Source organism: Paraburkholderia lebeckiae, assembly GCF_050436225.1.
In the GTDB taxonomy this organism is placed as follows: Bacteria; Pseudomonadota; Gammaproteobacteria; order Burkholderiales; family Burkholderiaceae; genus Paraburkholderia; species Paraburkholderia tuberum.
The window spans coordinates 697,371-717,772 of record NZ_JBNDLU010000001.1; the positions used below are offsets into that span (position 1 = coordinate 697,371).

At 58.9% G+C, this 20,402-nt stretch carries 20 protein-coding genes; 18 read left to right on the forward strand and 2 right to left on the reverse strand.

Annotation, left to right across the window (positions count from 1 at the left end):
• The first annotated feature begins 830 nt into the window (after nt 1–830).
• The 10 genes from OKW45_RS03260 to OKW45_RS03305 all read left to right on the forward strand — a co-directional run bounded on the left by OKW45_RS03260 (nt 831) and on the right by OKW45_RS03305 (nt 10,726).
• On the forward strand, nt 831–1,607 hold the full coding sequence (locus tag OKW45_RS03260) for an ABC transporter ATP-binding protein (RefSeq protein WP_429469222.1): 777 nt from the start codon (nt 831–833) through the stop codon (nt 1,605–1,607).
• 74 nt (nt 1,608–1,681) lie between these two features.
• A complete protein-coding gene (locus tag OKW45_RS03265) occupies nt 1,682–2,533 on the forward strand; it encodes a transporter substrate-binding domain-containing protein (protein WP_429465906.1) in 852 nt (283 codons plus the stop codon).
• Nucleotides 2,534–2,582: 49 nt separating this feature from the next.
• Nucleotides 2,583–3,299, forward strand: coding sequence for an ABC transporter permease (locus tag OKW45_RS03270; protein WP_222945121.1), 717 nt, complete (start codon nt 2,583–2,585; stop codon nt 3,297–3,299).
• Entirely contained in the window at nt 3,299–4,024 is a 726-nt protein-coding gene (locus OKW45_RS03275) for an ABC transporter permease (RefSeq protein ID WP_187614243.1), read from the forward strand. The genes OKW45_RS03270 and OKW45_RS03275 overlap by 1 nt, the downstream gene beginning before the upstream one ends.
• A 311-nt stretch (nt 4,025–4,335) precedes the next feature.
• Complete coding sequence (locus OKW45_RS03280; RefSeq protein ID WP_429465909.1) at nt 4,336–5,706, forward strand: MmgE/PrpD family protein; 1,371 nt, start codon at nt 4,336–4,338, stop codon at nt 5,704–5,706.
• A gap of 310 nt (nt 5,707–6,016) precedes the next feature.
• The gene (locus OKW45_RS03285) at nt 6,017–6,949 is read left to right on the forward strand and encodes a LysR substrate-binding domain-containing protein (protein WP_184072381.1); all 933 of its coding nucleotides are present in this window, start codon (nt 6,017–6,019) and stop codon (nt 6,947–6,949) included.
• A gap of 360 nt (nt 6,950–7,309) precedes the next feature.
• The gene (locus OKW45_RS03290; RefSeq protein WP_429465912.1) at nt 7,310–7,567 is read left to right on the forward strand and encodes a hypothetical protein; all 258 of its coding nucleotides are present in this window, start codon (nt 7,310–7,312) and stop codon (nt 7,565–7,567) included.
• 258 nt (nt 7,568–7,825) lie between these two features.
• Nucleotides 7,826–8,968, forward strand: coding sequence for an NAD(P)/FAD-dependent oxidoreductase (locus tag OKW45_RS03295; protein ID WP_429465914.1), 1,143 nt, complete (start codon nt 7,826–7,828; stop codon nt 8,966–8,968).
• Entirely contained in the window at nt 8,949–9,305 is a 357-nt protein-coding gene (locus tag OKW45_RS03300; RefSeq protein ID WP_429469225.1) for a (2Fe-2S)-binding protein, read from the forward strand. Before OKW45_RS03295 ends, OKW45_RS03300 begins: the two co-directional genes overlap by 20 nt.
• Entirely contained in the window at nt 9,305–10,726 is a 1,422-nt protein-coding gene (locus OKW45_RS03305; RefSeq protein ID WP_429465916.1) for an FAD-dependent oxidoreductase, read from the forward strand. Before OKW45_RS03300 ends, OKW45_RS03305 begins: the two co-directional genes overlap by 1 nt.
• 543 nt (nt 10,727–11,269) lie before the next feature.
• On the opposite strand, the gene OKW45_RS03310 is transcribed toward OKW45_RS03305, so the two are convergent.
• Nucleotides 11,270–12,655 carry a hypothetical protein gene (locus OKW45_RS03310; protein ID WP_429465918.1) on the reverse strand — a complete coding sequence of 462 codons (1,386 nt, stop codon included), beginning with the start codon at nt 12,653–12,655 and terminating at the stop codon, nt 11,270–11,272.
• Nucleotides 12,656–12,719: 64 nt separating this feature from the next.
• Nucleotides 12,720–13,148 (reverse strand): helix-turn-helix domain-containing protein, encoded by a 429-nt coding sequence (locus tag OKW45_RS03315; RefSeq protein ID WP_429465920.1) that lies wholly within the window; start codon nt 13,146–13,148, stop codon nt 12,720–12,722.
• Between the two features lie 226 nt (nt 13,149–13,374).
• Here OKW45_RS03315 and OKW45_RS03320 point away from each other — a divergent pair, with 226 nt between their 5' ends.
• From OKW45_RS03320 to OKW45_RS03355, 8 genes are all read left to right on the forward strand, one after another.
• Complete coding sequence (locus tag OKW45_RS03320; protein WP_429465922.1) at nt 13,375–13,845, forward strand: hypothetical protein; 471 nt, start codon at nt 13,375–13,377, stop codon at nt 13,843–13,845.
• Between the two features lie 104 nt (nt 13,846–13,949).
• Nucleotides 13,950–14,210: a hypothetical protein gene (locus OKW45_RS03325; RefSeq protein ID WP_429465924.1), complete on the forward strand. Its 261-nt coding sequence runs from the start codon at nt 13,950–13,952 to the stop codon at nt 14,208–14,210.
• 68 nt (nt 14,211–14,278) lie between these two features.
• Nucleotides 14,279–14,803 carry a 3'-5' exonuclease family protein gene (locus tag OKW45_RS03330; protein WP_429465926.1) on the forward strand — a complete coding sequence of 175 codons (525 nt, stop codon included), beginning with the start codon at nt 14,279–14,281 and terminating at the stop codon, nt 14,801–14,803.
• A 104-nt stretch (nt 14,804–14,907) separates the two neighbouring features.
• Complete coding sequence (locus OKW45_RS03335; protein ID WP_429469227.1) at nt 14,908–16,005, forward strand: helix-turn-helix domain-containing protein; 1,098 nt, start codon at nt 14,908–14,910, stop codon at nt 16,003–16,005.
• Between the two features lie 285 nt (nt 16,006–16,290).
• Nucleotides 16,291–16,728 carry a hypothetical protein gene (locus OKW45_RS03340; RefSeq protein WP_429465928.1) on the forward strand — a complete coding sequence of 146 codons (438 nt, stop codon included), beginning with the start codon at nt 16,291–16,293 and terminating at the stop codon, nt 16,726–16,728.
• Nucleotides 16,729–17,496: 768 nt separating this feature from the next.
• Nucleotides 17,497–17,655 (forward strand): hypothetical protein, encoded by a 159-nt coding sequence (locus tag OKW45_RS03345; protein ID WP_429465930.1) that lies wholly within the window; start codon nt 17,497–17,499, stop codon nt 17,653–17,655.
• A 3-nt stretch (nt 17,656–17,658) separates the two neighbouring features.
• Nucleotides 17,659–17,997, forward strand: coding sequence for a hypothetical protein (locus tag OKW45_RS03350; RefSeq protein ID WP_429465932.1), 339 nt, complete (start codon nt 17,659–17,661; stop codon nt 17,995–17,997).
• 946 nt (nt 17,998–18,943) lie between these two features.
• On the forward strand, nt 18,944–20,374 hold the full coding sequence (locus OKW45_RS03355; RefSeq protein ID WP_429465934.1) for an aldehyde dehydrogenase family protein: 1,431 nt from the start codon (nt 18,944–18,946) through the stop codon (nt 20,372–20,374).
• The last annotated feature ends 28 nt before the right edge of the window (nt 20,375–20,402 follow it).

Here is a 20,402-nt window from a genome sequence, read left to right on the forward strand (position 1 = left end):
ACGCAATTTCAAGGACATCCTCACGCGCCTGCCCACGAGGGCCAGCCCATCGCCGCGTTATTGCCGCATCGCTTGCAGCCCGAGGCAAGCCAGCGCCTACCTCGCCCGTCAAGAGATCATTGGTCGCTTATGACATTGGTAGTCAAATTGCGGGCGCCCTGCTGATCGGCCGAAGGCAAACGAAAACCTTGGAACAATTTCGACCCTCAAGCGATCGTTAAATTGGATCGAAGAGTAAAAGGGGCTCGATCACGGAAGGTTCTGTGATGTGTTGGCGCCTGGGGACGGCCATTTTCGAAGGGTGCGGCGGTCTCCTTGACATCAGAATGCTCGGATTGCGTACGCGGTGCAAATTGTGCCAAATCCAGAACGGGCACGCGACCGAAGTCTGGGGCGCAACCTCAACATGCGCTCGTGCGACCCGCAAACGTGCCCGATGTAACGCAAGGAAGGTATAACCCGGAGGAATACCATCGTGTCTCAACTCGACTTTGACACCCAATTTGGGCATACGTATTCTGAGCTTATCCGCAATCGCTGGGCGCTAAGACGGGCGTAAATCGAGCGAACGACCGGCGGCCGCCTTTTTTCGTCCGTCGAGTGTGCTTGGCGCTTACATCGCGTTCATTGCAGGTCCGAAAGCGCAAGGCAGTACAACGTTTAATGAATATCTATAACGATAATCCTTCTCAGGTTGACGTAAATGTCAAACCTGAGATGTTCAGTCATGAGGAGATGAGATGAAGGTGGTTAATGCACTTCGATCGGCGTACCAATCTGCGAGTTACGCCTTGTCAATGACCCCAGAGGCGGGCGGGACCACGATCGGCATGGTGGGCCATAAAACACCGGCTCTCGTAGCCGATGGCATATACAAAAGTTACGGCGTTCACGAAGTGCTCAAAGGGGTCTCGCTTCAGGCTGAGCGGGGCGACGTGATCTCGTTAATTGGCAGTTCTGGGTCGGGAAAAAGTACGTTTTTGCGGTGCATGAATCTCCTTGAGGTCCCTACCAAAGGCCGCATCGCGGTGGGGCAGCGGGAGATCAGCGTGGACACCGACGCAACCGGTCGCGTCGTCGGGATGGATCGCAAGAAAGTTGACCAGATGCGCACGCAACTCGGTATGGTCTTCCAGGGCTTCAATTTGTGGTCCCATATGACCGTGCTGCAAAATGTGATGGAAGGGCCATTCCATGTGCTGAAGCTGCCAAAGAACGAAGCGCGCGATAGGGCAATGGATTTCCTTGGGAAAGTTGGCGTTGCGGACAAGCACGCGTGTTACCCATCCGAGTTGTCTGGTGGGCAGCAGCAACGAGTAAGCATCGCGCGTGCGCTCGCGATGCAACCGGCTGCGCTCCTTTTCGACGAGCCGACCTCCGCACTCGATCCCGAATTAGTGGGAGAAGTGCTAAAAGTCATCAGGAAGTTGGCGGAAGAGGGGCGCACGATGATAGTCGTGACTCATGAGATGGGTTTTGCTCGTGATGTCTCCAACAAGATGATCTTTCTTGAAAGGGGACGCATTGAGGAAGAAGGGACGCCAGAAGAGGTTTTCAAAAATCCAGCATCGCCGAGATGTCGTGAATTTCTCTCGCGTGTACTTTGACTGACTTAAAACGCGATATTGAAATTCCGAGAATCGTAAAACGAAGAAGATAGGACATAGTCCAGGAGATGCTCATGAAGTTCCTAAAAATCGGCCTGCTTATTGGAATGCTGTCTGCTGCATTGATGCTCAGCGACCCTGTTATGGCCAAGGAGTACAAGAGAATCACGATTGGTACCGAAGCTTCGTATGCTCCGTATGCCTTCAAGGACAAGAGCGGCAAGATGGTTGGCTTTGAGATCGATGTAGCTAGCGACTTGTGCCGACGGATGGGATTGCACTGCGAAATCGTCGATCAGGCCTATGACAGCCTAATTCCCTCTCTCTTGTCCGGTCGGTTCGATTCAATTATGGCTGCAATAGGGATCACACCCGCCCGAGAAAAGGTTATCTCATTTTCCAGGCCGTACGTAACCACTCCGATGGTTTTCGTCACCACATCGGCGAGCGATCTAACCGCCCTCAAAATATCGCCATCAAATCTGAATTTGGACAAATTTGATGCTGATGAGGAGTCAGCGATAAAAAAAATCACCTCCGCTCTAAAGGGAAAAACCGTTGGGGTACAGGTGGGCAGCAACTTCGAGACATTCATGAAGAAGTTCATGCCGACCGTGAGAGTTTCGACATATGACACCACGGATAACATGATGCTCGACTTGACGGCGGGGAGAATTGATGCGGGAATGGTTTCGTTCAATTTCCTCAAGCCGTTGATGGACAAGCCCGACGGCAAGAACCTGCGGACATTTGGCCCTAGTATGACGAACGGGCCGTTCGGCAGCCGAGTGGCCGCTGGATTTCGCAAAAATGACGATCAACTACGTGCGATGTTCGACAAGGCGATCGGGGAAGCAATTTCGGATGGCAGCCTGCGCAGACTTGCCATCAAGTGGTTCGGCTTCGACAATTCGCCGAAGGAATAGGTAAGTGAATACGGTCGTTTATGCATAGCCGAACTCAATTTGATGGGGAATGAAAGTGAATATTTCAGTGCTCGCATGGGGAAGCACAGCGTGGGTTGATGAATTTGCGCGTGGCACCCTTATGACCGTCGCCGTCGCGGTGTGTTCATTTCCCGTCGGCATTTTGCTCGGCTCGGTTTTTGCCGCGGCAAAACTCTCTCGCTTCAGTTTGCTGCGTTTTCTAGCTGACGTCTATACGACGGTCGTACGCGGAATTCCCGAGTTGCTGATAATTTTTCTGGTGTTCTTTGGTGGGGATACGTTGCTCCGCTATGTCGCGAACGCTGTTTTCGGCTTCGAAGGTTATATAGAACTGCCCGTGTTTGCAGTCGGTGTGCTCTGCATCGGCATCAGTGCCGGCGCCTATGCGACAGAGGTCATACGGGCCGCGGTCATAGCCATTCCAACAGGACAAATTGAAGCGGCAGTGGCAATGGGATTGGAGCGGGCAGTGCTACTTCGTCGGATTCTTATCCCACAGGCCGCGAGATTCGCCTTGCCCGGTCTGGGGAATGTCTGGCAACTGGCGTTAAAGGATACCTCGCTCATTTCCGTTGTTGGGTTGGTTGAAATCATGCGCACAGCTGCCATCGGAGCTGGATCTTTCAAAGAACCGTTTACGTTTTATCTGGTCGCCTTCGTGATTTTCCTTTTGCTTTCTTCGATTTCTAACCAGGGATTTCTGAGAGCAGAGAAGTGGGCTAACCGCGGCGTAAGGAGTCGGTGATGGATTTTCAGCTGATATATGAGTCGTTTCCCAAGCTTCTTGCGGCGGTTCCTGCGACCGTCGCATTGGCTTCCGTGTCGCTTTTTGTTGGTTTCCTGCTTGCGGTCCCAGTTGCATTGGCTCGGCTTTCACACAGTAGAATTTTGGCTTCTCTCGGTTATGGTTACGTATACGTAGTGCGGTCCACGCCGCTTCTGGTGCAAATGTTCCTGATTTATTACGGATCGGGGCAGTTTAGAATTGTCTTGGAACACCTCGGCCTGTGGGCGCTATTTCGCGATGCATGGTTTTGTGCGATTTTAGCTCTGTCGCTGAACACTGCGGCATACACCAGCGAAATCATTCGTGGTGGTGTTCAGTCAGTACCATGGGGACAAATTGAAGCGGCGCGGTCAATTGGCATGTCGAGCGTCCTTTTATTCCGCAGAATTGTCTTCCCGATTGCAATGCGGCAAGCACTCCCAGCTTATGGAAGTGAACTTATGATTATGATCAAGTCAACGTCACTTGCGTCGACAATCACCATAGTCGAAGTGACAGGAGTGGCTAAGCAAATCATCTCTGAAAGCTACCGCCCCCTAGAGGTATTTCTGATAGCTGGCTGCATATATCTCAGCATGAACTTTCTTATCAGCAGAGTTATATTCATGATCGAAAGGCGGATTAGTCCGAAGAGACGCGATCGCGGCACGTTCGGATCTTCTGCTGCAGCGGCCATGCATTAAGCACTTCGGTACGGTGTCCGTCGTCCATGAACGCATCAACAGTTCGACGACATAGAAGTGGCCTGACGGCACGAACCGACATTGTCCCGTTACGGGCGGCTCCGTCCGGGTACACGAAGGTAGTTGGCCCTTGTGTACGGCTTTTTTCTCACGGCCGACGGCTTGATGTTTGAAGAGTGCCCGGCTGCGTCGATTATGGCAGGCCGACAGCAAAACGGGATCGTGGGTGGACATCGCGGTGTTGCGCATTAAAGTGTCACTTGCAGCCAACTATCAAGTTCGAAATGTTCAATTGATGTTATCGAGGCACCATGACGACTAATGTAATCGAGGACGAGCGTTATCCCCAAGGCGGGATCGTCCGAAAATTTTCCGCTTATATCGTGGAGGCGCGGGAAAATCGAGCTCCAGAAGAGTCTCTGGAATTTGCGCTCAAATGTATCCTGGATCTGCTCAGTGCTGTTGGCGCTGGAGTTGGGCAGGCGGCGGCCCTTGCGATCCGAAAGACGGCTCACGAAACGCGACCTCCTGGCGACATTCCTATTTGGTTCACGGGAGAGACCAGTTCCGTCATTGGAGCTGCTTGGGCAAACAGTGCCGCCGGTTCTGCGCTAGACCTCGACGATGACACGCCGGCATCTCGGGGCCATCCTGGAGCCGCCGTCATTCCAACAGCCATTGCCGTTGCCAAAGAGACGAAAGCTACCTTTGGAGAGCTATTAAATGCGATTGTCATCGGTTATGAAGTGGGTACAGCGATTAGCGCTGCGCGCGCCTACGGAAGTAGTGGTACGTGGGCGCCTTATGCGGTCGTCGCAACGGCTGCGGCGCTTCGCCGGTCCTCCCGCGAGGTGATTGAACACGCTTTGGCGATTGCTGGGGAAAGTGCACCCAATCAGTCGTTGGCGAGCGCTCCCGCTCCCCGAAAACCGCATCCCGAGCCAAACCATGTCAAGGAAGGCATCACGTGGGCTGTCGTGACCGGCTTGGAGTCGCTTGCATCAGCGCAGAACGGATTTCACGGCGCCCGCAATATCTTGGACGCAACGCGTTACTACAATTTTCCGAACGATCTAGACCTCGGTTCTTACCAGTACATTCGCACGACGGGCTTTAAGCCGTATTGCTGTTGCAGGCATCTACACGGTGCGCTTGATGCATTAATCGAGCTGATCAATGAACATCGGTTAGTGGGTCGAAATATCGACAGGATTGAGGTCGAAACATACGGGCCGGCCTTACGCATTTCGAACTGGAAAGAACCTCGAGATATAATGGATGTTCAGTATAGTCATCCATACTGTCTCGCGTTGGTCGCGCACTACGGTCACGAGGCTCTGTTGCCACTGACTGGCGATGTCCTAAACAATCCCTCTGTCACTGCGCTTTCACACAAGGTGGAACTTTCGCTAAGTCCGGAGCTGGACAAGATCTATGCGGAAAGCGGCATGCTGCCGGCCCGTGTCACGGTCACATGCGGGGATCAGCGCTTTGTTTCACCTGTAACCTTCCCGAAGGATAACGGTCTTCCGTGGGATAAACTCGAGGATAAGTTTCGACAGGCCACGCGTTTCGTTGCCACTCCCGAGCAGCAGAACATTGTGGTCGGGGCCATTTCGGACGCCAGACGAGGCGACATGCGTGGTTTGACGGAAAGCTTGTCGGAGATCCAGTTCGTTTAAGAACGGTATTTTTGTAGCCCGCGTAGTTCGGAAACTCATCAGTCATCGATGTAAGAAATGACAAAAATGTCTCCGCTTGTTGAGGATCGTCCGCAAGCTGTGGCTACCGTTGCATACAGCGAGCGAGTTGCATTGTCTACCCGGCATCCAAGGAGCTGAAAATGGGTTGCATATGGAAGTGACTGCTAGCAGGGACGCTCAGCGGTGCTGGGTAAACGCTGCGACCGTCAGAACTTCTGCATGCCGAACGGGCGGCACATTAATCAGCATTTTCCTAGTCTAGGAATGACATTAGAAAAAGCAGCGGCATATGAAAAGACAACTTCAACTACGGCAGATAGAGGCATTTAAAGCTCTCATCGAGCAAGGCACGGTGAGTCGAGCGGCCGAGGTTCTTCACGTGACCCAACCTGCCGTGAGCAAACTGCTAGTCCACCTTGAGGAGGAGACAGGTCTTCTACTGTTCGAACGAGTTAAAGGCCGACTAACTGCGACGGCACAAGGCATGCGCTTGTACGGCGAAGTCGATCGAGTATTTGCGGGTCTAAGACAGATTGAAGAGGCGATCGCAATCATCCGGCGGAAGGACATGAGTCACTTTGCTATCGGAGTGCTTCCGGAATTATCCGGATCATTCATCAGGCGGGCGACGATGATGTTCCTCTCTCGGTGTCCAGACGTTCGTCCGACGATCCATATGCGAGCGTCCAACATTGTGTCGGATCGCGTCGCCACGCGTCAGATGGACGTTGGATTCACAACGAGCTTGATGAGCAGCCCAAATTCGGTGGTGACGCCTATCATGGAGAGCCCGTTAGTTTGCATCATGCCAAAAGGACACCCGCTGAGCCAACTTGAATTTATCACCCCCGAGCATATTGAGGGAATCCCTTTTATCGGATATGCGGCAGATAACCGGACGACCAGTGCTTTCAATGACGCTATCCGTTCCTACGGCGTCGACCTCAACGTCGTGTTAGAAAGCGAAACTACGCCCACTCTGTGTGAATTCGTCTCGGCGGGACTGGGGATTTCCTTGGTACATCCCCTATCTGTCATCGACATGAGCTGTCGCTTAGATATCAGGCGGTTCAAGCCCGATATTCCCGAGTATTTTCATTTCTGTCATGCGAGATTGGCGAAAAACATCGAGCGTGTTCAGGAGTATGAACGATGCGCTAAACAGGTTGCGGAAGAGGCGTGGACGGAGATATTCGGTGAGTCGGCGACAAAGCAAACCTAGCAGAACGCTGAAATTGATCATCGTACTGATGAGTGCACCAAATAGTGCGGGATGCCTTATGCGGGCATGAAGACGAAGCGTTCGCGAGAAGAGACGGATTGAGGGCGCTCAGACCTGGCAAACATGACCGCCGGCCGGGCAGTGGCTGATTGAATCATGACCTTGCCCCTGTTTGGCGAATCCCATAGCTGAGAGATTTGCGCGGCTCGCCCCTCTTGGGCGGCGAACCAGTTTTTCTCGAACGTCATGCGGCTGACGTACTCGAGCGTCGAGTGTGGTCGGCGCGAATTATACAACGCCGTACGCTTGCATTCGACTTTGGGGTATCTGTCGCCCGTTGCCTACGAGGCGAAACCGACAGTGAAAGAACCTATCTGCCTGTTGTCGCCCCCCAAGTTTCGTTGGCTGACTAAATTCGCGGTCAGCTACGGCCGCGCAACACAGTCCATTGATCGTATCGCCGTGGCAATGAAGTTATGCGTTGCGACCAATCATGGAGTGTGGCGTCTCGTTGCTGGGTTTGCGGCTTTTGCGAGCGCCCGTGCTGCCGAGATTGTTGTCGTGATGGAAGCAGTCGTCGCACTCTATTCTCGTATTCCATGGGCACGCGTGGTTTAGCGTGTCGTCCGCGCTGGTTTGTTTGCCTGAGAGTCGGCCCGTGCGCTCAGCGATGGCTACCGCCTCGTTGAAGAATCTGGTGAGCGAGCGTTGCTCGAGAAATCGCTCGCGGTTTTTTCGTGGAGCTCTATCGCCTACCGGGGGCGCCCACGTTTTGGACCATAACCGCTGAGAATACCTCGTACTTGAAATTCGACTTTGACGCCTTGCTGTGACGATCATAGAGTTAACCAAAATCATTCCGGAAAAGAGGCGGGCTTGATACGCGAAAACCATGACGTCATCATAGTTGGCGGCGGTGTTGTCGGCTGCGCATTGGCGCACGGGATGCTGGGGCGAGGGAAGCGTGCGCTTGTGCTCGACGGGGGTGATTGCGACCCGCGCGCGTCGAAAGCGAATTTCGGTCTTGTCGGCGCATACGGGAAGGGATATGGCGCGCCCCGCTACCAGCAGCTGTCACGCGAGAGCGTCGCACTTTGGTCCGTTTTCGCAACAGCGCTGCACGATGAAACTGGCATTGATGTCGAGTATGAAAACGATGGCTGCTTGCGCTTTTGCCTAAGCGAAGCGGATTTTGAAGAGGAAGCCGAATTCCTCGCGAGCTGGAATGCGCAAAGCCCGAAAATCGACCCGTGTTCGCGCATGATCGATCGATCGGCATTAGAAAGGCTGCTGCCTGGTACACGGCTCGGGCGGGAAGTGGTGGGGGCTGGAATTGGCGTTGCCGATGGCCATTGCAATCCGCTTAAGCTGTTGCGGGCGCTGCAGCAAGCCATTGAGTTACGTGGCGGCACTCTAGCTGGCAATCACACGGTGTCGAAGATTGAGCCATGTCCTGACGGTAGTTTTCGTGTTCATGTGCAAACCTCGACAGGTCCGCGTTGTTTCGAAACGGGACAGTTGATCATTGCGGCCGGGCTTGGTTCCACAGCCCTGGGGGCAATGGTGGCGCTCGACGTCCCGTTGCGTCCCCTGCGTGGCCAGTTGCTGGTCACTGAACGGCTCGAGCCAATTCTGCGCCTCCCCGCTAGCGGCATTCGCCAGACTCGCGACGGTACAGTAATGATAGGTGTAAGTCATGAGGAAGTCGGTATGGATCTCGGTACTACTACCTTCACCGCTGCCAAGATGACAAAGCGAGCCCTACGAATTTTGCCGGACCTTGCTATGGCTCGCCTTGTTAGGCATTGGGCATGTCTGCGCATCATCACCCCGGACGAGCATCCGGTGTACGCACAATCTTCAACGTATCCTGGTGCTTGGATCGCGCTCTGTCATTCCGGCATCACCCTCGCGGCGGTTCATGCTGGACCAGTTGCGGATGCTCTCGCGCGCAACGTACTGCCAGAAAACTTCGAGTTCTTCCATCATAGGCGCTTTGATGTTTCGCAAGTTATCTAGTCCCGCCGAGGACGCCGTGGTCACGGTATCGATCGACGGCAGGCGTGTGAACGCCGAGCGAGGCGACTCCGTGGCGGCTGTCCTCGTGCGCGAGGACAACCCCGTCGCTCGCACCACGCCGCGAAGCGGCAGTCCACGCGGACCTTTTTGCATGATGGGTGTGTGCTTCGAATGTCTTGCTGTCGTCGATGGCGTAGCGTCCACGCAGACCTGTCTGACGATCGTGCGCGACGGGATGCGCATCCAACGCCAACACGGTCGCCGCAATCTCAGTGAGGCGATCGCTGAGTCAGACGACGGTGGTGGCGATCTTCCTGGTGGTGAGGTGCATTCGTGATGCGAAGGTTCGATATTCTGATTGTAGGTGCAGGACCTGCCGGCATGAGTGCCGCAATACGTTCTGCTCGTCTTGGAATGACCACGATCCTCGTAGACGAACAGCCAGCACCGGGCGGTCAGATATGGCGCGCCATCGAAGAAAACGTCCGACGTGGTGTTCATCAAGGGTTAGGCGCTGCGTACAGCGCAGGCGCGGCAGTGGTACAGAACTTTCGCGAATGCGGTGCGCACTACCTGCCGGAGACCCGTGTATGGCAGATCGAGCGAGCGCCTAGCCCAGGGAAACCGGCCGGTTCCGGGGAGTGGATTGTCTTTTTGAGCCGCGCGGATGGCGCCGAAAGTATTCGCGCGCGCCATGTGTTACTAGCGACGGGCGCACAGGAACGGCCCATGCCTTTCCCAGGTTGGACGCTTCCGGGTGTAATGACAGTCGGCGCCGCGCAGATTCTGCATAAAAGCGCTCACCAGATACCCGATCAACCCGTCTGGATAGCCGGTAGTGGTCCATTGCCACTGCTCTACATGACCCAGCTGCTCGACGCCGGCGGTAGGATTGCAGGTTGGCTTGACACGACTCCCCGCGGCGCCCTCCGTCGGGGCCTTCCGACTCTACGTGGTGCAGTTGACGGCTGGCATGATCTCCTTAAGGGGCTACTGTGGTCGGCAAGATTGCGCGGGAGGGGGTTCCCCATTGTTCGAAACGTCAGTAGCCTTCGCGCTTTCGGTATCGGCCGTCTTGAACAGATTGTCTATCGCACCGAGAACGGGCTGTCGGGCGATGTGGCTGCCGACATTCTTCTGGTTCATGAAGGCGTCGTGCCGTCTATCCACTTCACTCAGGCGATGGGATGCAGCCATCGATGGAACGAAGCACAACTTTGCTTTGAGCCGGAAGTTGATACGTGGGGTGAAACCAGCGTGACTGGTCTCTATGTCGCAGGCGACGGCGCTGGCATCGGCGGCGCGAAAGCCGCGTGCACACGCGGTGAACTTGCTGCTACCGGCGTCGCGCTTTCCTCGGGCGCACTCTCAGTCGGGCGCGCAAGCGAGCTTGCAGCGCCGCTGCATCGGCGGCTCGGACATGAACTGGCGATGCGGCCTCTGCTTGATTCGATCTATCGGCCGCGTACGGAGATTTTCACGCCGCCCGATGAGACGATTGTCTGTCGCTGCGAAGAGGTAACCGCTGGCGATGTACGGCTGGCCGCGCAGCTCGGCCAGCCGGGGCCGAACCAGCTAAAAGCGTTCACGCGCGCGGGCATGGGCCCGTGTCAGGGTCGTCAATGCGGCTACACCGTTGCTAATTTGCTTGCATCTGCGCAATGTCGCTCCGTTGCTGCGGTTGGTTTCCAACGCGTGCGGCCTCCACTAAAGCCGATAACGCTCGCGGAGCTCAGTGCACTTGAAGAGTCGTCATGAGGGCGTGTGGGCATGCCTCGGAGGTCACGCCATGGCAATAAGAGAGTGTGGTTGCGGATGTTTCAGGTCCCGGAAAGGTGGAGCGTGTCGCGAGGGTAATCGGATTTCCCCCTTTCTGAGAAGCGTGCGCCGCTGCGCACGGCGCTCGTCGTCGAAGTTGCCGTAATGTCGCACATTGGACGTGAGCCGCAAGCAATCATTCCATCAAGCTTTCGCGTTTATGATCTGATGGGGAGGGCTTGCTGTTATTCCCCGACGGGCACTAATAGCGGCCCAATAGTTCTCCGGGATCATTCATAACGAATCTCCTGAAAGATTGATGTGGGCATGATGGTTCGTCGTCCAGTTGTACAGGCCAGATGCGCTTTGCCGATCGCTGTTGTCCGGCGTGGATTTCTGGCTGGTTGTACGACTCCGGATCAAGGAGAAAGTGTCTCATTAACGGACATCCAGATCGGCGGTGCCGCCTGCTTGTACTACCAGGTGTCTGACATGATCGGCACAGCCCCGTTGCCTTTGCAGCACGGCGCACGCACCCTCGACTTACAAGAGAACTGCCTGCTGCAAAAGTTCCAGCGCCTTCAATTCGTCCAGTCGACCCGTCCGTGCCTTACCTGCCAGCGTCTTGATCAATGCTTCGGCGATTGGCGCGATGCCGTGAAGATTGTCCAGGCTTGTCGCGGAAGCGGGTTGCGTCGCCGGATCTCGCTGCGACGTCGCGGCGACTGGCAGCGGCTCACTTTTTGCCGCTGGGACGGACGGTAGCCCACTATCGCCGTTGGCGGCATTGCGACCGGCTGGCTCGTCGGAGGCATCGCCTGAATGAATTCGCTGGCTGACACTCATCCCGTTCGCTTCTACGGAATCTGCGGAAACAGGTGAGGCGCTTTCCAGAGCGCTCGCGACACCCGTGCGCGGGCGTGGGCCGCGCACCTTTGCCTTCGCATCTGCCGCCTTTTCCCGCAGGCTTTCGCTGGATGCGTTGGCGAGCGGCTCCTGTCGTTCAACAGGCTCGCGACCGCGCGAAGCAGGGGTCAGCAAACGCGACACCGATTCCGGAATCTCCGCTTCGGATCGCGGCGTATCCAGCCAGCCAGCGGGCAGGCCAAGCCGCTCAGTGAAACGGTTTGCTTCAACACTGTCCATGCGCTTCTTGCCATAAAGTCGATGGGCCATGTTCGATCCGCTCATGGACATCACCACACCCAACCTTGCTTTCGATCCGTTGCGACCCGTGAGAACGTGGAGGTTATCCCGTCGAACTTTTGCGACCGTGGCCTCGTCTTCCAGCGCCAGCGGTTGCTGCTGGATTGCTTCGGACGCTGCTTTCTGTTTCGATCGCGAAGCTTTGTGCGGTATAGCGGCGTCGAGCTGCAGGGTCGTTTCGCGTCTACTGCTCCTGGCGTTCCCCGGTGACCCGCCAGTTGCTTTCTTCGGCATTTCCGTTTCCTTGGACAGGTTATCTTCAGTAGATGATGGTTGGCCGCCGTCCGGTGCAAGCACCGTGTTGGATTCTTCAGTCACGATTTCCCGCTCATCATCCAGGCTCGCGAAATCAAGCGGCGACTTCAGGCGCGCTATGGTTTCGACCGAGAGAACCGGATGGGGCTGGTCAAAGAAGCCGTGCGGTAGCCCAAGCGTGGTTTCCATGTGAAATGCGGTCTCGGGCGTGAACCGTTCACCTTTTGTCAGTTCAGCCACTCGCGTCATGCTGGATTGAAGTCCTAACGCGATGTTCTCAACTCCCACAGCATCGACGAGGAACTGGAAGGAACGTGTTTTGAAAATCGAAGCGGTTTGTGCGGAGTCTCGAGGCGGCGCTTTCGCGTACGGTTGCCCCTGCCGGTTGGCTGGAGATTTTTTCACGTGACGGGGCTGACGTTGCGCGCTGTCCCGAACTCCCGCATATCGTCCGCGGGTTTGACTCATAAAGTGGGGCTCCGTGCGGTCGTTGATGTTTGACTTCCGGATTATAGGCGAGGCAATGATGACATCATGCGTCCGTAATTTCGTCAGCAGCTCTCGTCATTTCTCCTCGTGCACGCCGATTTGATCTGACTGTTTTTGAACCGGTAGGCACCTGTTTGCTGGAAGCTTTTGTCGACTTCCTGGCGACCTTTGGTGCGTTCTTCTGAGCGGCGGGAACGTTCACGCGCGTCTTGATAGCAGTCGGTGTTTTTTTCTTGGACCGACGAGCTTTTTTCAGCTTCCGTTCTACCTCGGCGAGTAGCTCGGCGGGCGAGCATTTCAAAGCGGTTGCCAGTGCGAACAGCATCGTTAGCGTTGGCTGGTGCTGGCCGAGTTCCAGCATGCTGACGTAGTTGCGACGTATATTGGCCTCGAAGGCGAGCTGTTCCTGCGTTAGCTCGGCGTGAATACGGCGCTCGCGCAGAAGGGCGCCAAAGACTTCGGCCAACTCCAAATTTCTCTCCCAGTGAAATGGGAGTACTGTCCAATCGGCGCTATAATTTGTCTTCCCAGTACACTGGGAATTAGATGGTTGGTATGTTGGCGAAGTCCTTATCCAGTAAGGATGTGCGAATTTTTTGATGTCAGCGTACGTGCGCGAAGCGATGGTGCTCCCGAAGAAAGCGCACGTCGGCATCAGGTGGTTGATTTATCGCGAAAGCGTTTGAGGTCGTGGTTGAATGTTTGTGACTAATGAAAAGAACCGTTTGCCTTCGTCGGCAGTGCCGTTTGAGCCTGAGGGCGCAGGGGTGTGGGGGGTTATCTCGCAATTGATCCCGCGGGATGTACTGATCCTCCGGGTCTCGCCGCGGGGTTCGCGGGCCGTGCCGACGATTGTGATGATGGATCTGACCGGAAGCGCGCAGTCGCTTGACCAGTTCGCGGGCGGGGATGTCGTGCTGCGCGACGCGGCCGTGCTGAGCACGAAGCTGGCACGGGAGGTCGGCCAGTGGACGCTCGAACCACTGAGCGAGATCCGGGTGAGGGCAACCGAGCCCGAACAGTACAGCCGGGGCGAGCGATTGGTGACGGTGACCCGGTTCACGACGTCGGCAGGACGCACGTTCTCCGTGCCGTACGCGCTGGCGACGCGCCCTGCGCGCGGCAGGCGGTTATGGCGGGCGAAGGCGCCAGCCGTCGCCCGTCGCTGACCGGGGCTGGCAGTGGATGCACATCCGGAGGTGGGGTGATAATCCGCCTTATCGCGGCCAGTGCACCACCGGCGCATCGGCTGCGGCTTCAGAAAGGGATCGGTATGAGCAGACGCAGGCGGGCGATCGGGCTTCCAGACGAAACCGCCGAAGCACTGCGCGCGCGGCTGCGACGCTTCGTGCGTGCGACCCGCGACGAGGCGACCGGGGCGACCGGGGCCGTCCCGATCCCGTTTCCCACACACGTGACGGTGCTCGCCGGGCCGCTGCGGCGGATCCGCGGCGCGCGCGAACACCGCATGGTGCCGGTGCCGGAGGTGCGGGCCGGGTTAGCCGCGCGCAGGGAGGACGGCGACGAACCCTGATCAGCCTCGGGCGGGTTCGCGCTGGATGACACGGGGCGAGCCGACGGCCAAATGACGAAGTAACGGACATGACGGATACACACTTTCACGGCGCCATGCGGTGGCCCCTGCCGGCTGAACCCGAGCCGCAGGCCGGCTGGAACAACCGGTATTTCCTCGACACGGAATTCACCGACTTCCGGCAGTGCCAGCTACTCAGTCTCGCCCTCGTGGGCGAGAACGGGTCCGAGTTCTACGGCGAGCGGACCGATTTCGATCCGGCGCTGTGCAGCGACTTTGTCCGCGCCGTGGTACTGCCGCAGCTCGGCCAGTTCGAGGGGCGCGCGATGCCGTTTGCAGCGCTGCGCGAGGCACTGCGCGCATGGCTCGTGGCGGTGCCGGGCGACTCCGGGCCGGTGCTGTGCTACGACTACGAGACGGACCTGGCCCTGTTGCGGTTCCTGCTGGGCGGCCCGCTGCCGCGTGGCTGGCGGCTCGAGAACATCGCCGGCACGCGCAACCCGGAGCGACGCGCCGTCTACTACGCGCGCCATGGCGGCGAGCACCATGCGCTGCATGACGCGCGCGCCAATGCCTATGCGTGTACCGGTTGAAGCCGGGCGGCTGCCGGCCGGGCCGTCGTCCGGTCTGCGGACGTGCGGACGCATTTCTTCGCTCAAACAGAAACAGCCTCATGAAGGGGATCAGGATGGCCGGGATGCGTGTGTGGATTCCACGATCCGACGTACCGCGGATTGCACAGCGCCTGCGGGACCGACGCAAGGCGTCAGGGATGACACAGGGCGATCTCGCGGTCAGGGTGGGAGTGGCAAGAGTGACCCTGGTGCGCAGGGAGAAGGGAAGGTGGCCGCGCACCGTCGCAGCCGCCACCGTGAACGCGCTGGAGGCGGCCCTGCAGGTGCCGCCGGGTTGGCTGCTCGGTCCCGGGACGCAACCGTTGCCGGACCCCGGGTCGCCTGCGGCGGATGCCGCCGCCCGCGCAGACGGCGATCCCCAGTCACGGATCCCCGCCGCCCGGTGCCGCGAGATCGGCCCTCACGCGCGGCGGCTGCGCAGTGAACTGGGCCTGTGCGTTGCGGAGGTGGCGCGCGCCTTCCACGTGTCCCATCCCACGTTGTTGCAGTGGGAACAGGGGACGTTCCCGAAGGCGCTCACCGTGGCGCGCCTTCGCACCTGGGAGCGCGCCCTGCTGCTCGCGCCCGGGCAACTGCTGGCGCCGCCGGCGTCGCATCCCGGGGTAGGCGATGGCCGCTGGCGCGTGACGATCGGCACTGAAACGCTCGAGGCTGCCATCCATCGCGTCGCGGCGTGCCTCGCCAGCCGCGGACGCAACCTGCTCCAACCGGAGCAGCCGCTCGATGCAAAGGCCGCGCGCGATGCCGACCTGCTGGCCCACCGCTATGGGGTGGGCGCGCATCGGCGGCCACTGGTCGACGTGGCCGTCTCATACGGGATCGATCCGTCGCACGCACGCCAGACCGTCGCGCGCATGGTCGCGCGCGCAGCCGGATTCGCCTTCAGGATTCCGGTGCTGGATGCGATGCTGGCGGTGGGCGCGGCGGGCTTTTCGTTCACGACCGCCGTTGCCGATGGTCGCATGCGTGACCTGCTGGGGCCCTCGCTGTCCATGGAATGCGCTGCGGCATTCGCCGGCGAAATACTGTCCCGGCGGATCACCGGTGCGGATCCTGGCAAGGCGGTGGCCGGCACCCGCAGGCCGGCGAAAGCGGCCAACCCTTCGCTGGCCGCGGACGTCGTCTGTGTGGCGAAGGAACATCGCCCCGACCGGTCGTAAGCGGCGCAACGGGGCGTAGCCCGCGTCGCGCCCGGGCGGCAGGGCGGGGTCTCGCGGAAGGAGCACGCGCAAGCCATCGAAAGCGACAACGCCTGCGTGGCGCAGCAGGGGCTTCCACGCGACGGCTACTGGAAGTTCTGAGGGGGCGTTCAGCTGTCCGGGCGGAGCCACCGGGACGGCCTGATTTGCTGGGGGGCAGGCGATCGCGGCGCAGGTCCGGGTCCTCGACCCGATGCGCGTCCGCGCAACGGCGGTACCGGATGACAAGATCACAAGGAAAGGCGAATGCTTCGAATCACCATTGAATTGCTGCCCGGTGGACGGGAAGACGGAAAGCGGGTCATCGCGACGGCGGACATCGCGCGCGTGAGTGGCGGCGCACTCGCGGACTACAGGGTGGCCCTGGACGATGCGGTGCTCCGGCAGGTTGGCGCGCGGGCCACGGTGCGCGGCTATCCGAGATGGGCGGGCAGCGTATGGGATCTCGTTGCGCGCTGTGTTGCCGCTGCGCTGAATCAGGGCCGCGAAGCCCTGCCACCGCGACCCGCGCCACCGCAGGTGACGGTTCACGTGAATGACGCAGGCTACCGTTACGTGCGTCTGGATGAGATTCCCGAGCCGGCCAGAACGTACTTCGACAGGAAACTGGCCGGTTCGGGCATTCCGGACCACGGCTGTGCTTTCGCGCACGACTGGTTCGACTTTCTCAACGGCCAGCGCTGATGCCAGAGCGGTACGCCGTGCTTTGTAGCAGGTTGCAGCCTCGCGCACAACATGTCGATCAGATCGAACCAGCCGTCGCCGCACTCGAAACCCGACAGGGAGAAAACCGTTGGGATGGCATCCAGATCGTCAGCGACTGTCGGGTTGACGTCGAAGATGAGCGGGTATTTTGCCCGCAGGATGCCTGACAGTTCTCACGCACCGTTCTCTCGCTCCCATTCCTGGACCGCCATTGCAGCAACGGGGTCGATTGTCCCGTAGTGAAAGGCTCTCCGGAACCCGAGTGCGGTGCACGGTCAGTGATGAGCGATGATGGCGTTCTGGAATGCGCTGTAAATTTTATGAGCGTCAGGCAGCGCGGCCGCCCGGCCAACCTGCTTCTCGCCATACACCCTTACGCCGGGCATCGGAGATTGCGACAATGGCGCTCCCTGGAGCATATTGCGGTTATCGACTCGAGTCTGTCATGGCCGCATTCAGATCGGCTGCTCCATCGGGAAGAAGGAATAAGGCCGGAGCACCTCGCGAACCTTTCTGGCCAACCGGGATCGCATGATGAACAGTGAAATGAGCGGCGGCTGTCAGTGACGCCGCGGACCGCATCCAGTATCTGCAGCGATTGGCCGCCGACAATCAGGGCATCGGCTAAACGCTCGCAAAAGGGACTGGGATTCACGAGTACCAAGGAACCACATCAGGTATCAGGCGAAAGAGGGTGATCGGCCCGGCTGGGATCTCTACACCGAGATTCTTGAGCCGGAGGACGTCGTGTATCTCGAGCTCGACGGAGTAGCCGCTGAAGTCACGATGCTCGGGAACATGGAGCGCGGCCCGGGCACGGTGCTGTTGCGCCTGCCGGTCGACACTGCGAAGCAGCTTGGTCTCGTGCCGCCGGACTGGGAAAATTCGGACTGGGCAAAAGGATAGGTCATGCGCGAATACCGGGACAGGACGGTGCAGGAGGTCGCGGCCTGCACATGCGACCGCTGCGGCCGGCGCATGACGCCCGTTGACGATCAGTGGGAGTGGCACGAAAAGATGTCGCTCGACTGGCGTGGCGGCTTTGGCTCGATTTTCGGCGACGGCGCCCATGTGAGCCTTGACCTTTGCCAGCAGTGTGTCCGCGATACGCTGGGGCGTTGGCTTCGCGTCGATCCGCCGTCCGTACCGGATGGCTCAATGCAAGCCCTGAAGGGCGTCGTGCCCCGACCCAATGCGCCGGTATCTGTCGACAGGATGAATCCCTGGGAATTTCACGAGCGCGACTAGAGGGCTTACCGCCCCATGCGGGTCCGCGCGTCGCTCAGACTGCCGATCATGGATTGCCGTTTCTCATGGGGCATCCCGAACTCACCGTCGCGACACTCAGGCGGCTCGTTACCTTCGGTTGAACAAGTTAGCCTTATCGCTGAACGAGTCTTGTCGACCGCATCGCCGCCGGTGCGACGTTGGGAGTTCAAGCGCAGGTAACAAGATGGACCGGTCGTTCATGACGGCGCCTCAGAGGCAGCAGCTCGGCCATTGCCGACATTGGCGCGGCCTGGGGTCTACGTCGGCAATGTGGCGGACTGCTGACGGTGGCGGCATCGAGCAACCCTACGGCAGCTTTCCGCATCAGCGAACTCACACTCTCGACCCGTTCCTGCCCCTCAGTAAATGCTCCGAATGTCACCACCGCGCTCCGAAGCGGCCGTTCTGCCCCACGCCGTCGGGTCGAACTTAACTGGAGGTTGCCGGCGACTCGTGTGCGCTGGGCGAGCGCACTGGCTCCGGCATAGGGAGAGCCGGAGGCGAGGAATAGCCGCCGTCCGACCATGCGCGAAGAAAGCGCTACTGGCGGACCATGCCAACTTTTGACATTCCGTGTTGCTCGACAAATCCCTGTGCCCGTATAGCGAGGCGGATGACGTCACGGCGTGAAGCACGGATCGAGGGAAGCATAGTGCGAGGGGTGCTTCGATCGCACTCGTGCACATGCCCCAAAAGAACATGCATGTGGCGCACGACCGTGGATCTTTCGCGTCCCCTACTATTAACTGCTGCATTAATGATGAAGTCGCGTTGGCGTTAACCCTGTTGGCATTTTGGCTGGCAATACTCCGTCCCGGCCTATGCGGTTGCGCGCCAGAAGGCGCAGCAAGCACCGGCGAATTTCGAAGGATCGGCCCCGACCTGTCGGCGGCGATCCGTCCATGAATGATCGAGGAGTCAAGCAATGAAGCAGGCAGCGGCCGTCATCAACGGTGAGTCGATTGAGACACGCGACACGGTAGCGGTGCTGGATCCGTCCAGCGGCGAAGTGATCGGCCAGACCCCGGACTGCGGTCCTGCAGAAATCGATCTTGCGGTTAGCGCGGCCCGGCGCGCATCGCATCGGTGGCGCAGGGTGGCGGTTGCCGAGCGCGCGCGCATTCTGCGCCGCATCGCCCAACTGGTCGAACGTGACCGCGATGAACTGGCGGAGCTCGAAGCACTGCAAACGGGGAAGCCTTTGCGGCAAGCGAAGCGCGATGCTGAAATTACCAGCCGCTACTTTGACTTTTACGCCAGCGCGCTCGAGACACACTATGGGTCTTCCATTCCGTTGAACGCGGATACGATGATTTTTACGCAATGGGAACCGCATGGTGTTACCGCGCACGTGATTCCGTGGAATTACCCGATGCAGATCTTCGCGCGCACCATCGCCCCCGCACTGGCGATGGGCAACTGCTGTGTCTTGAAGCCTGCAGAAGAAGCGCCGTTGACCGCGTTGAGACTGGCATTGCTCGCGCTTGAAGCGGGCTTGCCTGCCGGCGCGCTGAACGTAGTGACTGGCTATGGCGAGACGGCCGGTGCAGCGTTGACGAGCCATGGCGACATCGACCATATCTCGTTCACCGGCTCAGTCGAAGTAGGACGCATCATCGCCCACGCCGCGGCCAACCGTGTAATTCCGGCAACGATGGAATTGGGCGGCAAGTCGCCCAATATCGTGTTCGCCGATGCGGACCTCGAACGTGCCGTACCGGGCGTCGTCAACGCCATTCTGCAAAATGCAGGGCAAACCTGCTCAGCCGGTTCGCGGCTGCTGGTTCACGAAAGCGTGCACGACGTGCTGGTGGAGCGCATCCAGCAGGCCTTTGCCAACGTGACGATCGGTCCTGCTCTGACTGACCCCGTTCTTGGGCCGCTCATTTCGCAGACGCAGCGCAGTCGCGTCATGTCGTTCCTCGAGCAGGCGCGCGGCAACGGCGCGAAGATCGTTGCCGGCGGCAACGCGCTGAACGGCGGCGTGTTCGGTAAGGGCTTCTTCCTGCAGCCAACGTTGATTGACGATGTCGACCCCGCGAGCCCGATGGGCCAGGACGAAGTCTTCGGACCGGTGCTGGGCGTGACGCGGTTCCGCAATCTCGAGGAAGCGGTCCAACTGGCCAATGGCACCGACTATGGACTGGTTGCTGGCGTGTGGACGCGCGATCTGACCACCGCGCATCGAATGATCCGGGAGGTGTTGGCCGGGCAGGTCTTCGTCAACACATACGGCGCCTCGGGTGGGGTTGAACTGCCGTTCGGCGGCTTCAAGCGCTCCGGGTACGGACGCGAGAAAGGCGCGGAGGGGTTGCGCAGTTTTGCGCAGATCAAGACCGGTGTGGTCGCGCTGTAAGCCAGTCCAACTCATCCCAAGGTCCGAG

Bases quoted from the DNA above. Each gene is read 5' to 3' on its own strand.
- OKW45_RS03350 (WP_429465932.1), top strand. From the start codon at position 17,659: ATGCGCGAATACCGGGACAGGACGGTGCAGGAGGTCGCGGCCTGCACA.
- OKW45_RS03300 (WP_429469225.1), top strand. From the start codon at position 8,949: ATGTTTCGCAAGTTATCTAGTCCCGCCGAGGACGCCGTGGTCACGGTA.
- OKW45_RS03310 (WP_429465918.1), bottom strand. From the start codon at position 12,655: ATGAGTCAAACCCGCGGACGATATGCGGGAGTTCGGGACAGCGCGCAA.
- OKW45_RS03340 (WP_429465928.1), top strand. From the start codon at position 16,291: ATGCTTCGAATCACCATTGAATTGCTGCCCGGTGGACGGGAAGACGGA.
- OKW45_RS03260 (WP_429469222.1), top strand. From the start codon at position 831: ATGGTGGGCCATAAAACACCGGCTCTCGTAGCCGATGGCATATACAAA.
- OKW45_RS03305 (WP_429465916.1), top strand. From the start codon at position 9,305: ATGCGAAGGTTCGATATTCTGATTGTAGGTGCAGGACCTGCCGGCATG.
- OKW45_RS03275 (WP_187614243.1), top strand. From the start codon at position 3,299: ATGGATTTTCAGCTGATATATGAGTCGTTTCCCAAGCTTCTTGCGGCG.
- OKW45_RS03330 (WP_429465926.1), top strand. From the start codon at position 14,279: ATGACGGATACACACTTTCACGGCGCCATGCGGTGGCCCCTGCCGGCT.
- OKW45_RS03270 (WP_222945121.1), top strand. From the start codon at position 2,583: ATGAAAGTGAATATTTCAGTGCTCGCATGGGGAAGCACAGCGTGGGTT.
- OKW45_RS03280 (WP_429465909.1), top strand. From the start codon at position 4,336: ATGACGACTAATGTAATCGAGGACGAGCGTTATCCCCAAGGCGGGATC.
- OKW45_RS03285 (WP_184072381.1), top strand. From the start codon at position 6,017: ATGAAAAGACAACTTCAACTACGGCAGATAGAGGCATTTAAAGCTCTC.
- OKW45_RS03325 (WP_429465924.1), top strand. From the start codon at position 13,950: ATGAGCAGACGCAGGCGGGCGATCGGGCTTCCAGACGAAACCGCCGAA.
- OKW45_RS03265 (WP_429465906.1), top strand. From the start codon at position 1,682: ATGAAGTTCCTAAAAATCGGCCTGCTTATTGGAATGCTGTCTGCTGCA.
- OKW45_RS03320 (WP_429465922.1), top strand. From the start codon at position 13,375: ATGTTTGTGACTAATGAAAAGAACCGTTTGCCTTCGTCGGCAGTGCCG.
- OKW45_RS03355 (WP_429465934.1), top strand. From the start codon at position 18,944: ATGAAGCAGGCAGCGGCCGTCATCAACGGTGAGTCGATTGAGACACGC.
- OKW45_RS03335 (WP_429469227.1), top strand. From the start codon at position 14,908: ATGCGTGTGTGGATTCCACGATCCGACGTACCGCGGATTGCACAGCGC.